Annotated in this window: 15 protein-coding genes; 4 read left to right on the forward strand and 11 right to left on the reverse strand. The window is 69.7% G+C overall.

Going from position 1 to position 15,028, the window contains the following annotated elements; genetic code table 11:
* The first annotated feature begins 30 nt into the window (after positions 1-30).
* Positions 31-1,116, forward strand: coding sequence for a hypothetical protein (locus tag ACN6M5_RS13875; RefSeq protein ID WP_434950670.1), 1,086 nt, complete (start codon positions 31-33; stop codon positions 1,114-1,116).
* Positions 1,117-1,131: 15 nt separating this feature from the next.
* Here ACN6M5_RS13875 and ACN6M5_RS13880 read toward each other — a convergent pair whose 3' ends face one another.
* The 4 genes from ACN6M5_RS13880 to ACN6M5_RS13895 are packed head-to-tail and all read right to left on the reverse strand — an operon-like array spanning position 1,132 to position 5,323.
* Entirely contained in the window at positions 1,132-2,127 is a 996-nt protein-coding gene (locus ACN6M5_RS13880) for a glycoside hydrolase family 43 protein (RefSeq protein WP_434950672.1), read from the reverse strand.
* Positions 2,128-2,131: 4 nt separating this feature from the next.
* A complete protein-coding gene (locus ACN6M5_RS13885; protein WP_434950674.1) occupies positions 2,132-3,046 on the reverse strand; it encodes a carbohydrate ABC transporter permease in 915 nt (304 codons plus the stop codon).
* Complete coding sequence (locus ACN6M5_RS13890) at positions 3,043-4,023, reverse strand: carbohydrate ABC transporter permease (RefSeq protein WP_168688266.1); 981 nt, start codon at positions 4,021-4,023, stop codon at positions 3,043-3,045. Before ACN6M5_RS13890 ends, ACN6M5_RS13885 begins: the two co-directional genes overlap by 4 nt.
* Entirely contained in the window at positions 4,013-5,323 is a 1,311-nt protein-coding gene (locus tag ACN6M5_RS13895) for an ABC transporter substrate-binding protein (protein WP_434950677.1), read from the reverse strand. The genes ACN6M5_RS13890 and ACN6M5_RS13895 overlap by 11 nt, the downstream gene beginning before the upstream one ends.
* Before the next feature lie 155 nt (positions 5,324-5,478).
* Here ACN6M5_RS13895 and ACN6M5_RS13900 point away from each other — a divergent pair, with 155 nt between their 5' ends.
* Entirely contained in the window at positions 5,479-6,489 is a 1,011-nt protein-coding gene (locus tag ACN6M5_RS13900; RefSeq protein ID WP_434950679.1) for a LacI family DNA-binding transcriptional regulator, read from the forward strand.
* Positions 6,490-6,569: 80 nt separating this feature from the next.
* A complete protein-coding gene (locus tag ACN6M5_RS13905; protein WP_434950681.1) occupies positions 6,570-8,393 on the forward strand; it encodes a glycoside hydrolase family 2 protein in 1,824 nt (607 codons plus the stop codon).
* Between the two features lie 23 nt (positions 8,394-8,416).
* On the opposite strand, the gene ACN6M5_RS13910 is transcribed toward ACN6M5_RS13905, so the two are convergent.
* On the reverse strand, positions 8,417-8,785 hold the full coding sequence (locus ACN6M5_RS13910; protein WP_085367498.1) for a MerR family transcriptional regulator: 369 nt from the start codon (positions 8,783-8,785) through the stop codon (positions 8,417-8,419).
* Between the two features lie 101 nt (positions 8,786-8,886).
* Between ACN6M5_RS13910 and ACN6M5_RS13915 the strand changes: the two genes are divergently transcribed.
* On the forward strand, positions 8,887-9,096 hold the full coding sequence (locus ACN6M5_RS13915; protein ID WP_055897053.1) for a hypothetical protein: 210 nt from the start codon (positions 8,887-8,889) through the stop codon (positions 9,094-9,096).
* 41 nt (positions 9,097-9,137) lie between these two features.
* Here ACN6M5_RS13915 and ACN6M5_RS13920 read toward each other — a convergent pair whose 3' ends face one another.
* From ACN6M5_RS13920 to ACN6M5_RS13945, 6 genes are all read right to left on the reverse strand, one after another.
* Positions 9,138-9,575 (reverse strand): MarR family winged helix-turn-helix transcriptional regulator, encoded by a 438-nt coding sequence (locus ACN6M5_RS13920; protein ID WP_168688270.1) that lies wholly within the window; start codon positions 9,573-9,575, stop codon positions 9,138-9,140.
* A 9-nt stretch (positions 9,576-9,584) separates the two neighbouring features.
* Positions 9,585-11,570: an MSCRAMM family protein gene (locus ACN6M5_RS13925; protein ID WP_434950684.1), complete on the reverse strand. Its 1,986-nt coding sequence runs from the start codon at positions 11,568-11,570 to the stop codon at positions 9,585-9,587.
* 42 nt (positions 11,571-11,612) lie between these two features.
* Positions 11,613-11,864 (reverse strand): DUF6458 family protein, encoded by a 252-nt coding sequence (locus ACN6M5_RS13930; RefSeq protein ID WP_085367500.1) that lies wholly within the window; start codon positions 11,862-11,864, stop codon positions 11,613-11,615.
* A 65-nt stretch (positions 11,865-11,929) separates the two neighbouring features.
* Positions 11,930-12,745 carry a shikimate 5-dehydrogenase gene (locus ACN6M5_RS13935; RefSeq protein ID WP_434950687.1) on the reverse strand — a complete coding sequence of 272 codons (816 nt, stop codon included), beginning with the start codon at positions 12,743-12,745 and terminating at the stop codon, positions 11,930-11,932.
* A 35-nt stretch (positions 12,746-12,780) separates the two neighbouring features.
* Entirely contained in the window at positions 12,781-13,608 is an 828-nt protein-coding gene (locus ACN6M5_RS13940) for an amidohydrolase family protein (RefSeq protein ID WP_434950689.1), read from the reverse strand.
* Between the two features lie 2 nt (positions 13,609-13,610).
* Positions 13,611-14,954 carry an alpha-L-fucosidase gene (locus tag ACN6M5_RS13945; RefSeq protein ID WP_434952403.1) on the reverse strand — a complete coding sequence of 448 codons (1,344 nt, stop codon included), beginning with the start codon at positions 14,952-14,954 and terminating at the stop codon, positions 13,611-13,613.
* Positions 14,955-15,028: the final 74 nt, after the last annotated feature.

The raw sequence follows: 15,028 nt of genomic DNA on the forward strand, positions 1-15,028 counted from the left end.
GACAGCGGGCGGCCACGGGGGAGAGTTGTGATGGCGAAGGCGCGCAGGTCGCTGTGGATCGTGGTGGTTGCCGTCGGTACGGCCCTCGCCCTCGGCGTGGGGATCACGGCACTCGTGCTGGTGATCGGGGCTCGCGCCGCAGCCACCCCGCAGGCGGTGGTGTCCACCTACCTCGCGGACGTGAAGCGCGGCGACGTGGAGGCGGCGACGAAGCTTGAAGGCCGTCAGCACCGGGCAGTGGATGTGCTGCTCACCAACAAGGCGTACAAGAACGCGACGGACAGGGTGACGGGCTACCGCATCCTGGGCGTTCGGTCGCACGGACGCGACGCGACGGTCACCGCGGAGGTGACGGGCGGCGGTAAGACCACCACGCGCGACTTCGCGGTGCGTCGGGACGCGTGGACACCGGCGTCGATGGTCGGCGTCGACGGGTGGAAACTCGCGCCGGTCACGCTCGGCACGGTCACCGTGACCATCGGAGCACCTGGGCGAGTGGATGCGACGCTTGCGGGTGTGCCGCTCGGCTGGAAGGGCGCGACCCTCCGCCTGAACGCCTTCCCTGGCACGTACACGCTCACCGCCGGGGCGAGCACCGACTGGTTCACGCTCGCCGGGGCGAAGGCGACGGTGGCCGGTTTCGGCGCAGACGCGCAACTGCGGGATGCGGCCGTGCTCACGCCGAAGGGGCTCGACGCGGCGAAGGCCGCCGCCCAGGGCTGGCTCGACGGCTGCGCGGCATCGCCGGACGCGCAGCCGGCGGGATGCTCGTTCGGGCTCACCAGCGGAGCGGAGGCCGGCGAGGTGTGGACGAACGCCGCGTGGACCATCCAGAGCCGCCCGGAGCTGACGGTGGGGCCGTGGGACTTCGGCTGCCACCTTCCCGACCAGGCCGACGTGAGCGCCGGCGGCTGCTGGCCGGTGAAGACGGCGACCCCCGGCACGGTGACGTTCCACGCCGACTTCTCGTTCCCGGCGACGGGCGACTCCGGCACGATCACCTCGACGGCTCCGATCGAGGCGGACGTGGAAGGCTCCGTCTCGTCGTTCGGCGACGCGGGCGCCTTCTTCCAGTCGGTCACCTGGGGCCCCGGCAGCTCCTCCGAGGGCAGCTGACCCGGAGGCCGGGCGTCAGCCGAGGTGCGGGGTCGCGCCGTCCCAGGTGAGGGGACGGACGAGCATCCCACGGTAGGCGTACGAGTCGTCCCAGCTGTGGAAGACGAGCCAGTCGTGGCCGCCGAACGTGACGACGTTCTGGCCGCCGGGACCGTGGAACGTGCCGAGCTTCGACGCGGAGGTGAGGAACGGCTTCTCCTGTGACGTGAACGGTTGCGTCAGCGACGTGCCCGTTGCGGTGCCGATCGCGTAGTCGTCTCCTCCGTAGTCGTTGGCGGAGAAGAACAGCACGTAGACGCCGTCACGTTTCACCAGGTCGGGCGCCTCCACCAGCGCGCCCTCCCAGGCGCGGTCCTGCTTCAAGAGCTTCACCGGCGGCCCGGTCAGGGTGAGGCCGTCCGCCGAGAGCGGCGCCGTCTCGATCCAGGTGTCGAGGCTGCAGCAGTTGCCGTCCGTCTTCCAGAGCAGGTGGAGGCTGCCGTCGTCGCGGAAGGTGGCGGCGTCGATGGCGCCACCCGCCTCCACCGGGCAGACGAGCGGCGTGTCCGAGGCGGGGGTGAACGGGCCGCCCGGTGTCGCGGAGGTGGCGGTGCCGATGCACTGGCGACCGGATGCCGCATCCTGGGCCGTCAGGTACATCACGAACGCGCCGGGGGAGACCTCCGCCACCTCGGGAGCCCAGGTGCGGCCGGGCTGCGCCCAGCCGGGGAGGGCGCTGAGGGCGTCCTTCTGCGACACCGTCCAGTCCCTCATATTCGTGGAGGTCGCTGACCGCACGAGGAAGCCGGGGGTGTTCGTGGCGAAGGCGTACGCGGTGCCGTCGACGACGAGCACATCGGGGTCGGCGAAGTCCTGGTCGATCGCGAAGGCCGGGCCGGCGCTCGCCGACGGTGAGCCCGAGGCGGGGTCCGACGACGAGCCTGCTCCGGATGCGCATCCGGAGAGTGCCGCGAGTGCCGCGAGGGCGGCGGCAGCGGCCACCGTCGCCGCCGCGACCCCGGCGGACCTCACGGCCTCACCCCTTCACGCCCGAGCTGGCGACGCTGTCCACGATGTGGCGCTGCGCGAACGAGAACAGGATCAGCACCGGGATGGATGCGATGACCGCGCCCGCCATGACGATGGCGAAGTGGGTCGAGTACGCGCCCTGCAACTGGGCGAGGCCGGGTTGCAGCGTGAGGTTCTCCGGGCTGAGCAGCACGTAGACCGGCCAGAGGAAGTCGTTCCAGTTGGCGAGGAAGCTCAGCACGGCGAGCGTCGCCAGCGCCGGGCGCGCCAGCGGCACGACGATCTGCAGGAAGATCCGGATGTCGCCCGCGCCGTCGATGCGCGCGGCCTCCTCGATCTCCACCGGCAGCCCGATGAAGAACTGGCGGAGGAAGAACACGCCGAACGCGCTCGCAGCTCCCGGGATGGAGATGGCCCAGATGGTGTCGAGCCAGCCCAGGTTCTGCACGATCAGGTAGTTCGGGATGAGGAAGATGACCGGTGGCACCAGCAGCGTGGCGACGATGGCGCCGAACACGAGCTTCTTGCCCCAGAACTCGAGGCGGGCCAGCGCGTACGCGGCGGCGGAGGCGGTGACGAGGATGATCGCCGTCTGCAGCGTCGCGGCGAGCAGGCTGTTGAGGAACCAGCGGAAGATCGGCTGCTGGCCGCTCGACAGGGTGACGTACGCGTCAATCGACCACGGCGTCGGGAACACCGAGAACGGGTTCTGGATGGCGTCGCTGTCCGTCTTGAACGAGGTGAGCACGATCCACACCAGCGGCAGCACGATCAGCAGCGTGACCAGGGACAGCACGACGTAGAGCACGACCTGCCCGGCGGTGCGGCGAGGCGACGTGCGCCGGGGTGCCCTGGCGAGCTGACGCTCGCCGCCCTCGGCATCCGGCGTCGGCTTCTGCTTCGAAGAGGTGACGGCGGTCATCGGGGTGCCCTTTCCGTGCGCTCCCGCTGCAGGCGGAAGTTGACGATGCTGATGATCGCGAGGAACACGAACAGCACATAGCTCATGGCCGACGCTGCGGCCATGTTGTTCTGCGAGAGACCCTGATCGGAGATGTACATGATCGCCGTGCGGGTCTGGTTGCCCGGACCGCCCTTGGTGATGATGTACGACTGACCGAACATGTTCGCCGAGGCGAGGATGGTCACGGTGACGACGAACGTCATCACCTGGCGCAGGCCGGGCAGCGTGACGCTGAAGAACTTCCGGATGGGCCCGGCTCCGTCGAGCGCGGCCGCCTCGTACAGGTCGTTGTTGATGCCCTTGAGCCCGGCCAGGATGATCACGGTGTTGAAGCCGAGGGTCCACCAGACGGTGACGCCGACCAGGGAGACCCAGACCCAGGGCACGTTGACGGTCCAGGGGATGTCGGAGGGGAGGCCGAGCATCCCGAGCACGTGGTTGACGATGCCGGACTGGGTGTCGAGCAGGTACTTCCAGATGACCCCGATGACCGCGACGCCGAGCACGTACGGCGCGAAGAACACGGCGCGGAAGACGGTGCCGCCGCGGATCCTGCGGTTGAGCAGCTGGGCGATCAGCAGCGGGATGACCAGCAGGAACGGCACGCTGGCGACCGTGAAGATGCCGGTGGCGCCCATCGACTGCCAGAAGTCGCCGGAGGTCGCGGAGTCCGGGGTGAAGAGGTCGATGTAGTTCTTGAGCCCGATGAACTGCTGGGTGTCGCGGAACGGGCTCCAGTTGGTGAGGCTGATCCAGAGGCCGAAGACCGCGGGGCCCGCCACGAAGACGAGGAAGAGGACGAGGAACGGCGCCAGGAACAGGTAGGCCGTCTTCGTACGGCGCGGCGCAGCCAGATTCGAGCTGCGCCGGGCGCGCCGAGGCGGCACCACGGCGTTACGCCGTGATGCCGCCTCTACTGCGAGCTCATTCGCCATACGTCTGCTTGTTCTGCTTCAGCAGCGTGTTCGCCTTCTCAACCGCGTCGTCGAGAGCCTGCTTCGGCGACTTCTTGCCGGTGATGGCCTCGTTGACGGCCGTGGTCACGGTAGCCGTGACGTTGGTGATGCCGGGGGCGGAGGTCTCGTAGTGCGCGTACGGGAGCTCGTCCAGGAACGGCTTGAGGTTCGGGTACTTCTGCACCAGAGCCGGGTCGTTGCGGACGCTGTTGCTCGCGGGCAGCTCACCGGTGTCCGGCCAGCTGGCCGAGTTGTCGTTCATCCACTTCACGAACGTGGCCGCGGCCGACGTCTTGTTCTTGTCCTGACCCTTGTTGGCCATGAACATCCAGTGCGTGGACGAGGACCAGACGGCCTTCTCCGTGCCGATCTGAGGCACGGCGACGGCCGACCAGTCGAGCTTGTCGAACGCGGTGTTGGTGGTCTGCCAGACGCCGTTCCAGTTGAAGGCCGTCTTTCCGGCGATCAGGGCGTTGATGTTCCCGTCCTGCGCGACGTTCGCCGGGCTGTATCCCTGCTTGATGAGGTCGGTCATGTGGGTGAGCGCCTGCACGCCGGCGTCGGAGTTGAAGGTGGCCTTCGTGACGTCGTCGTTGAAGAGGTCGCCGCCGAACTGCCAGAGCAGCGACTGGAACTCGAACGTGCCGGTGAAGACGTAGCCGTCGACCCACTCGCCCTGGATGCCCGCCGTCTTGAGCTTGGCCAGCGCATCCATGTACGAGGTCTTGTCAGCGGGGATGGTCGTGGGGTCGATGCCCGCCTGCTTGAGCACGTCCTTGTTCACGTAGAGACCGAGCGGGGTGACGCTCCACGGGATGCCGTACTGGGCTCCCTTGTACTCGCCGGCCTTCATCAGGCCCTCGGGGAAGTCGCCGGCGCTGTACCCGAGCGACTTCACGATCGAGTCGCTCTTGAGCAGCAGGCCCTGGGCCGCGTACGTGGCGACGTCGTCGCCGTGCGCGACCGCCACATCCGGGCCCTTGCCCGCCTTGACGGCGAGCGGCATCTTCTTGGCGAGATCGGCCCACTCCATCGGGACGTTCTTCACGACGATGTTCTTGTGCTCGGAGTTGAACTTGTCGACGAGCTTCGGGACCAGGACGGGTGCTGCCCCGCCGGTCCAGCCGTTCCAGAACGTGACGGTGACCTTGGGGCCCGAGTAGTCCCCGGACGCCACCTCTCCGCCCGAGCCGCCGGAGCTGCCGCAGGCGGTCAGTGCGAGGCCGAAGCCCACGGCCACCGCGGCGGCCAGGACCCGCACGGCAGATCGCTTCTTCATGTGATTTCTCTCCCTTGAGTGACAGGCACGAGTGCGCAGCCCGGGCCGCGCTCTTCGAAATTACAGCGCTAGAAATTTGCTGTCAAGCGGTGAGCGATGGTGGACTGGCGGGAGCAGCGACGCAAAGTAGAGTTCTCACGACGGAAGGAGACGCTGTGGCCGGTGTGCGCTTGCAGGATGTCGCGGAGTTGGCCGGGGTGTCGATGAAGACCGTCTCCAACGTGGTCCACGACTACCCGCACGTCAGCGACCGGATGCGCGAACGCGTGCAGAAGGCGATCGACGAGCTCGGCTACCGGCCCAACCTGCTCGGCCGCAGGCTGGCCACCGGGCGCACGGGCCTGATCGCGCTGGCGTTCGCGGATGTCACCCTGCCGTACTTCGCCGAGCTGGCCCGCCGTGTGTCCGACGTGGCGGAGGAGCAGGGATACCGCGTGCTGCTCGAACAGACCGACTCGACCATCGAGGGGGAGCGCGCCGCCGTCTCCGGGATCGAGGCCGGCATGGTCGACGGGATCATCTTCCAGCCCAGCGTGATGAGTTCATCCGAGCTGGCGCAGACCAGGAGCTCCCTCCCCATGGTGATCCTGGGCGAGGGGGCTGCTCCGCTCAGCATCGACCGGGTGATGATCGACAACGTCGCCGCCGCCCGCGAGGCCACGACGCACCTGCTCGCGCTCGGCCGCCGCCGCATCGCGTTCGCCGGTCACGAGCCGGAGCGCATCTCGCGCACCTCTGAGCTCCGCATCGCCGGGTACCAGGCCGCGCTCGAGGGCGCCGGGGTGACGCCGGACCCCGGGCTGCTCATCCCGAGCAACGCGATCTCACCGGTGGACGGCGCATCGGCGATCGGCGCCGCACTGGATGCGGGCCTGCGGTTCGACGCGATCATGTGCCGCGACGACCTCGCCGCCATCGGCGCACTGCGCGCCCTGCAGGAGCGCGGCCTCCGGGTTCCGGACGACGTCGCCATCTCCGGATGGGACAACACGCTGATGACCTCGGTCACCTTCCCGAGCATCACCACCATCGCGCCCGACCTCACGGCGCTCGCGACGCGGGCCATCACGATGCTCTGCGAGCGGATCGACGGGCTGACCTCGATGGGCAGGCACGAGCTGGTCGGGTATCGGCTGGTCACCAGGGAGAGCGCGCCGACGCTCTGAGTCGCCCGCTCCGCCCGCTCGGCTCGCCGTGTTCGCAATGTCGTTTTACAGCGCTGCATTTCTGGTGCACCATAGTGACCATGACTTTTCCAGCCGCACGCACGCTCGATGGAACATACCCGCGCCCCCAGCTCGTGCGGGAGCACTGGTGCGACCTGGGCGGCACGTGGGCGTTCGCGTACGACGACGCAGACGCCGGCGAGGCGCAGGGCTGGTACTCGGATGCAGAGGCTGCACGCTTCGGCCGCTCCATCGTCGTGCCGTTCCCGCCGGAGTCACCCGCATCCGGCATCGGCGACACCGGCTTCCACCCGGTGGTCTGGTACCGGCGCACCATCGGCGCCGCCGAGCTCGAGACCATCGGCGCGAGCGACGACGCACCGCGCGTGGTCCTCAACTTCGGAGCGGTGGACTACCGTGCCCGCGTGTGGGTCGGCGGCCGGTTCGCTGGCGAGCACGAGGGCGGGGGGTCGCCGTTCTCGTTCGACGTGACCGACCTGCTCGCGGCGGGTGGCGCATCCGGTGGAGCGGACGTGTCGATCGTCGTGCGCGCGGAGGACGACCCCGCCGACCTCTCCCAGCCGAGGGGCAAGCAGGACTGGCACCGCGAGCCGCACTCGATCTGGTACCACCGCACCACGGGCATCTGGCAGCCGGTGTGGCTCGAAGCGGTGCCGGCGGTGGCGATCGAGCGCATCCACTGGACCCCCGACCTGATCTCGGGAACGGTGGCGGCGCGCATCCGGCTGAACCGTCCGGCCCGCGACGGGGAGACGCTGGCCATCTCTCTGAGCCACGACGGGCGAGCGCTCGGCTCGGTGACGGTGCCGGCGGTCGGGCGCACCATCGAGGCGACGGTGCCGCTGCCGCAGCAGCGCAACGGGCAGGCGTACGAGGAGCTGCTCTGGTCGCCCGAGCACCCGCGACTGGTGGATGCGGTGGTCACCGTCGGCGCAGACACCGTCCGCTCCTACCTCGGGCTGCGTTCGGCGGCGGTCGCCGGCGGGCGGTTCCTGCTGAACGACCGGCCGTACTACGTGCGCTCTGTGCTGAACCAGGGCTACTGGCCGGAGTCGCACCTCGCCGCACCGTCGGTCGACGGCCTGCGCGCGGAGGCGCAGCTCATCAAAGACCTCGGCTTCAACGCAGCGCGGCTGCACCAGAAGTACGAGGACCCGCGCTTCCTGTTCTTCGCAGACTCGCTCGGCCTGCTGATCTGGGGCGAGTCTCCCGCGGCATACGAGTTCACGCCGACCGCGATCACCCGCACCACCAAGGAGTGGGCGGACATCGTCGACCGCGACTATTCGCATCCCTCCATCGTCACCTGGGTGCCGACCAACGAGAGCTGGGGGGTGCAGCACCTCGCCCACGACGGCCGGATGCGCGACTACGCCGCGGCGCTCGTCTCGCTGACCAAGGCGCTCGACCCAACCCGTCCCGTCATCTCGAACGACGGCTGGGAGCACGTCGACTCCGACATCCTCTCCGTGCACGACTACGAGGCGTCCGGAGAGGTCGTCGCCGCGCGCTATGGAACGCCGGAGGCGGTCGACGCGCTGTTCGACGGACTCGGACCGGCCGGGCGCCGGATGCTCGTGCGCGGCGAACGCGACCGGCAGGCGCCGGTGATGCTGACCGAGTTCGGCGGCGTCTCGTTCGTGGATCGCGCGCACGAGGTGGACGGCGCGTGGGGATACTCGGCCGCCTCCAGCCCGGAGGACTTCGCCGAGCGCGTCGGCGCCCTGCTGGAGGCGACGCTGGCCAGTTCGGTGCTCGCCGGGTTCTGCTACACCCAGCTTGCAGACACCGGCCAGGAGACCAACGGCCTGGTGACGGACGACCGCCGCCCGAAGGTCGCGATCGAGCGCATCCGGGAGATGGTGCAGGGGCGGCACGCCTGACGCGTGCCTTCCGCTCGGCCGGGTCAGTCCTGGGCTGAGCCCCGGGAGGCGCTCGCGTCGAGCCGGTGCGCGAGGGTCTCGCGGCGGCGGGTGAGGGCGGCGATGGTCCTGTCGAGGTCGGCGATGCTGTCCCGGTATGCGTCGACGGACGCCGGGCACTCGTCGCTGTACGCGTGTCCGGTGCCGAGGCAGTCGATGAACGGCGACGCCTTGCTGGGGGAGATGCCGGAGTCGGCGAGTTCGCGGATCTCGGCGACGGCCCGCAGCTGGTCGTCGGTGTAGTCGCGGTAGCCGTTGGGCAGGCGGTCGGGGAGCACGAGGCCCAGGCTCTCGTAGTAGCGCACGGCTTTCACCGTGACCCCGGCGCGTTCGGCGAGTTCGCTGATCTGCATGGTGTTCCTCCGCGTTCCTCCGCCCACAGCGTAAACCCTGACCCGCGGGTCAAGGTCAATCGGGCGTACACTAGTTAGTGCACTAACGAATTGAGGAGATCATGTCCGGAAGCTTCATGCGCTGGTACACGCGGATGAACGAGAAGTTGATCAGCGTCGCCGGCCCAGCGCAGCTCGGCGCAGGTCACCCGGAAGGTCCAGATCACCGCTCCGCCGCGTCGCCCTGCCCCATCTGCGGCCGACCGATGACCGAGCACACCGTGCTCCGGCCAGAAGGCCAGCGCGACGCCACGCGGCTCGTCTGCCCGTAATTCGGCCGGCACGGACGCGGCTGGCGCCGACGCGCCTCGCGCTACGCCGTGCGCAGCGCCGCCGCGATGATCGCGTGCAGCCCCTCGCGCAAGTGCTCCAGCTCGCTGACCGGCAGGCCCAGCTTCGCCACGATCTGCCCCGGGATCTTCTCCGCCTCCGACCGCAACGCCCTGCCGGTCTCGGTGAGTGTCACCTCGAGCGTTCGCTCGTCGGTCGTGCTGCGCTTGCGCTCCACGTAGCCGGTGGCTTCGAGCCGCTTCAGCAGCGGCGACAGCGTCGCGGGTTCCAGCTGGATGGCCTCGCTCAGTTCTTTCACAGACCGCGGGTCCCGCTCCCACAGCGCGAGCATCACCAGGTACTGCGGATGCGTCAGCGACAGCGGTTCGAGCACGGGACGGTACAGCGCGATCACGCTGCGAGCGGCGACCGCCAGGCCGAAGCAGACCTGGTTCTCCAGGGCGAGCAGGTCATCGGACACGCTTCGAGTCTACGTCCGGCGGCGGCGCGTCAGTCCCACGGCCACGACGGCCGCGCCGGCGAGCAGCAACCCGCCCCCGGCCAGGAGCAGGGGTGCGGGGTCGACCGTCGATCCCGTCGCTGCGAGGTCGGCCGAGCCGGTGCCGGCGGTCGTGCCGGGGTCGGGCGATGACGAGGTCGGCGGGGTGACGGGCGGCGTCGTGACGGGCGGCGTGGGCGGCGCGACCACCGCATCCAGTGTGAAGTTCACCGCACCGAACGTCTCCCCGTCCGCCGTGATGGTCACGTCGGCCGTGAGCGGGCCCGTGCTCGTGTAGCCGTCCGGGAGGTCGAGCGTGATCGTGTAGTCGCCCGGCAGCAGATCCGTCGCGCCGAACGCGCCGCTCGCATCCGTGGTCACCGTGCTGCTCGTCGGCCCGTCGATGGTGATGGTCGCTCCGGGGATCGGTGCGCCGTCGGCGTCCAGCACGGTGCCTCCGATGTCGCCCGTCTTGCTGAGCGCGAAGTCGATGCCTGTCACGTCCGCGGTGCTCACCGTCACCGGCAGGCTCCCCGCTCCGTCGACCACCAGGCCGTCCGGCGGGGTGACCGTCACCGTGTACGCCCCGGCCGGGATGCGCGGGAAGCGGTAGCTCCCGTCCGCGGCCGTCACCGTGCTGACCGGTCCGCCCGGTCCGTCCGCGGTCACCGTCACACCACCCACGCCGGCACCTCCCGCACCGGATGCGCTGACCGTGCCGCTCAGGGTCGGGTTCGCCGTGACGACGAAGTCCTGATCGGTGACGGGCGTCTGCGAGCCGACGGGGATCGTGAACGGCGGCGGCGCGGTGGTGAGCGCATACCCCGCAGGGACCGTGAGCACCGCCTGGTGCTGCCCGACCGGGATGGTGTCGAACAGGTAGCTGCCGTCCGGCCCGGTGGTCGCCGTGGCCGCGCCGATGGTCACGGTGGCGCCGGCGATGGGCTGGCCCGCCGCATCCAGGACGGTGCCGCTGACCGCGACGGGGACGATGTCGCGCACGGCGAAGTCGACCACCGCATCCGTCGTCGACAGGTCCGCGGGCGCACGGGATGCCGTCACCGCGATCTTCCCGAGCGGCGGCGCGATCGACACCGTGTATCCGCTGGTGGCGAGGAACCCGGGGAACGCGTAGTGGCCGCCTCCGCTGGTGGTCGCGGTGCCGACGACGGCGCCCGTCGCGTCCGTGAGCGTCACCGCCACGCCGTCCAGGGGGCCGGTGTTCGCGTCGGTGACCGTCCCGCCGATGTCGCGCGCGATGGAGGCGAACCAGGTCTGGAAGACGGGCAGCCCTGTCACCCGCGTGTACGTGAAGGTGAGGGAGGCGATGGGCGCGTTGGGCTCGAACCACGCCGACGCCCCCGCCGTGTCGAGCGAGCGTGGGTTGACGACGGGGTCACCGCTGAGGGTCGCGGTCGTCGCGTTCCAGAGCGGGACGTCTGCGGGCGTCTGCGTGGGGGTGCAGACGCCGGGGACGCAGTAGTTGAAGCTGCTGCGGTAGCCGAGCTGCGCGGCGGTGAGGGGGACCCCATCCGGACCTACCGCGTGGATCTGCACCTTGTCGGCGTCGATGTCTCCGAGCACGAACGTCCATCCGGACGTCGGGGTGGGCGTGCGGAACGTGTACGTGGTGGTGGACGGCGAGGTGGCGTTGTCAGCGCGGGCGCGGAGGTTCAGATACGGCTTGCCCTGGCTCGACCCGTACTTCGCGCCGACCGGGGTGGAGGCGGCCAGCCAGGTGGATGCGCCGGAGATGACGCCCACCGAACCGGCGCGCGAGTCACTGGTCACATCCGCGACGAGGGGAGGGTTGCTCGCGACGGTGACCGAGGTCGTGTAGTCGTTCGCGGTGCCGGTGAGGGGCGCCCAGCCGGCCCAGGAGGTGGTGGTCGCGGCCGACGCCGACGACCCCAGTATCAACGGCGCCGCGAGTGCTGCGAGCAGGACGGGGGCGGCGATGCGGGGTCGGAGGCGCATGCCTGCACCCTAATCCCGCGCTGCGAGAAAGGAAATGGCGGCTCAGAAGTCGTCGGAGCGCGTGCGCTGCTCCTGGATGCGCTCGCCCGTCGCCGGGTCGACGCCACCGCGCCGGATGGTCGTGGTCTGCCGTCTGCGCAGCATGAAGATGAGGGACAGGATGAACACCACCACACCGGCGCCCATCAGGATGTAGCCGACGAGCTGCACGTCGATCCACGACACCTGCACGTTCAGCGCGAACGCGAGGATGGCGCCGACCACCACCAAGAAGATGCCACTGCCGATGCCCATGAGCGCTTCCCTTCGGTCGACGTGCGGCTCACGTTACTCCGGTCGGCTCCGCGGGGCGACGTCGGCTATTCAGCGCGGGAGAACTCCGACGCCCTGGCCACCTGGTCGGCCGTGAGGGTGACGCCCGTGTACCGCTCGAACTGGCGCGCGGCCTGCAGTGCGATCACCTCGGCGCCGGTGATGACCTTCGCACCGGATGCGCGTCCGGCCACGATCAGCGGCGTCTCCGACGGGAACGCCACCACGTCGAACACCGTGGAGGCCGCGGCGATGTGGTCGTCGCTGAATGCGGTCACGTTCTCGCTCTCTCCGCGCATCCCGAGCGGGGTGACGTTGACGATCACGTCGAAGCCGGGCTCCGGGTCGGTGGCCACCCAGGCGTAGTCGTACTTCTCGGCGAGCGAGGAGCCCGCCACCTCGTTGCGGGCGACGATGGTCAGGTCGTCGAAGCCGGCGCCGCGGAACGCCGCGACGACCGCCTTCGCCATGCCGCCGGAGCCGCGCAGCAGCACGCGCTGCGCCGGGTCGACCTCGTGCTCGGCGAGCAGAGCGGCGACGGCCTCGTAGTCGGTGTTGGACGCGGTCAGCACACCGTCGTCGTTGACCACGGTGTTCACCGACTCGATCGCGAGGGCGGACGGCTCCATCACGTCGACCAGCGGGATGATGGCCTCCTTGAACGGCATCGACACCGAGCAGCCCCGGATGCCGAGCGCCCGGATGCCGCGCACGGCGCCCTCGAGGTCGGTGGTGGTGAACGCCTTGTAGATGAAGTTCAGGCCGAGCTCGTCGTAGAGATAGTTGTGGAACCGGGTTCCGATGTTGCTCGGCCGGGCTGCGAGCGACATGCAGACCTGCATGTCCTTGTTCAGGATGGGCATGAGGCAATTCTCTCAGGCCCGGCCCGGCCAGGCGGTCAGCCCAGGCGGTACGCCCGGCGTGCGGCCCCGCCGAACACGTCGGAGCGCTCCTGCTCGCTCAGCCCCGCGGTGAGTGCGCAGGCGACCGCGGTGGTCTCCGCATACGTTCCGGCCAGGGTGGAGACCGGCCAGTCGCCGCCGAACAGCACCCGGGATGCGCCGAACGCGCCGAGTGCGTGGTCGGCGTACGGCTGGAGGTCGTCCCCGATGGTGGTGAGGCCGGAGAGCTTGGTGGAGACGTTGGGGTGCGCGGCCAGCGCGGTCATCAGGGACGCCCACGGCTCCCTCTCTGCCGCCGAACTCGCCGAGCCGGCCGGAGGGGTGCCGAGGTGGTCGATGACGATGCGCAGTTCCGGCTGCTCCTCCGCGAGCGAGACGGCGAGCTCCAGGTGGCGCGGAAGTACGCCGATCACGTCGAAGGCGATGCCGTGGGCGGCGACGACGGCGAGGGAGCGGCGGACCGCATCCCGTGCCAGCCAGTCGGCGTCCGGCTCGTCGTGGATGAGGTGGCGCACCCCCACGAACCCGGGATGCGCCGACCACGTCTCTAGCTGGGCGGCGGTCGCGGCAGGGTCGAGCAGGTCGACCCAGGCGACGACGCCCGCGACCAACGGCGAGGATGCGGCGACGGCGAACATCGCCTCGGAGTCCTCCACCGAGTTCGCCGCCTGCACGAGCACGGCGCCGTCGACGCCCTCTGCACGCAGCTGGGGCTCGACCTCGGCGAACGCGAACGTGCGGTTGATCGGCGCCAGCGCGTCGGTGAGCCACGGGTACGCGACCCTCTCGAGATCCCAGAGGTGCAGGTGGGCGTCGACGGTCATGCTCAGGCCGCCAGGTCGAAGCGGATGAGCGTCGGGCCGGCGATGGATGCGTCCGGCAGGGTCACCGCGAGCGTGTCGCCGTCGCGCGTCACGGCGACGGGGGTTCCGTCGGCGAGGCGGGCGGAGGCCGCGTCGACCGCGGGCGAGACCCCGCCGATGGTGACAGCGCCGGATGCGTCGACGAACGCGTTCGCGATGTCGCCGCTGCGCGTCCAGCGCACCCACGGGTCGGAGCCCGCCGCCGCGATCGACGTGTCCAGGGTGGTCGAGCCGAACACCGCATCCCCGTTGACGGCGTTCCACGCTGCCAGGTGCTCCAGGGTGCGTCGCTGCAGGTCCGGGACCGTCCCCCGGGCGGTGAGGCCGACGTTGAGGAGCAGGTTGCCGCCGCGCGAGACGATGTCGACGAACGTCTTCACCGCATCCGGGCCGCTCAGCAGGTGGGTCTCGTCTTCGAGCGTGTTGTGGCCGAACGAGTACCCGATGCCGCGGCAGTTCTCCCAGCCGCCGTCGCCCTCCACGCTGAGTCCCTGCTGGTATTCGCTGGTGCGGAAGTCCCAGTGGGTGGTGCCCCAGCGGTCGTTCGCGACGCCGTCCGGGGTGGTGGCGTAGAACTTCTCGAACAGGTTCTCCATCGAGAACGGCCCGGAGGGCTTGCCGGCGTCCGGCCACTCGATGTCACCCCACAGCACGTCGGGGGAGTACCGCTCGATCAGGTCTTCAACGTGCTTGTACGCGTACTCGGCGTATGCGGCGTCGACGGGGCGGCCGAACTCCTGGCCTTCGTCGGTGATCGGCGGCAGCTGCGAGAAGTGCCAGTCGAGCCCGCCGGAGTAGTAGACGCCGAAGCGGAGGCCCGCATCCCTGGTGGCCTTCTCGAACGCGCCGATCAGGTCGCGCTTCGGGCCGCGGGCGACCGTGTTGCGGCCGTCGGTGCCGGGAGCATCCCACAGGGTGACGCCGTCGTGGTGCTTGGTGGTGGGGACGAAGTAGCCTGCTCCCGTGCTCTTGACGAGGGCGATGAACGCCTCCGGGTCGAACTCGTCGGGGTTCCAGGCGTCGAGGAAGTCGTCGTACGGAGCGCCGCCGAACGCGTCCTTCTGGTGCTGGGCAGCCGGGCTGCCCTCGATGCGGATCGTGTTGAAGTACCACTCTGCGTAAGGATTGTGGGCGAACCAGTACTGCTTCTCGATGGTGCCGAGTTCGCCGATCGGCTCTGCCCAGGCCGGAACGGAGTATGGGCCCCAGTGAACGAAGATGCCGAGCTTGGCGTCGCTGAACCAGGACGGGAGTTCGTGCTGGAACCGCTGGTAGTTCTCGGGGCGGACGGGGTCGTCAGTGAACATGGCCACGCTGAGATTCTCCTTCTTCGTTGAATGGATTGTGGGACGCATCCCAAGTCCATATCCTATAGGCAATA

Origin of the sequence: Leifsonia araucanica, assembly GCF_051161895.1 — a bacterium.
Lineage (GTDB): Bacteria > Actinomycetota > Actinomycetes > Actinomycetales > Microbacteriaceae > Leifsonia.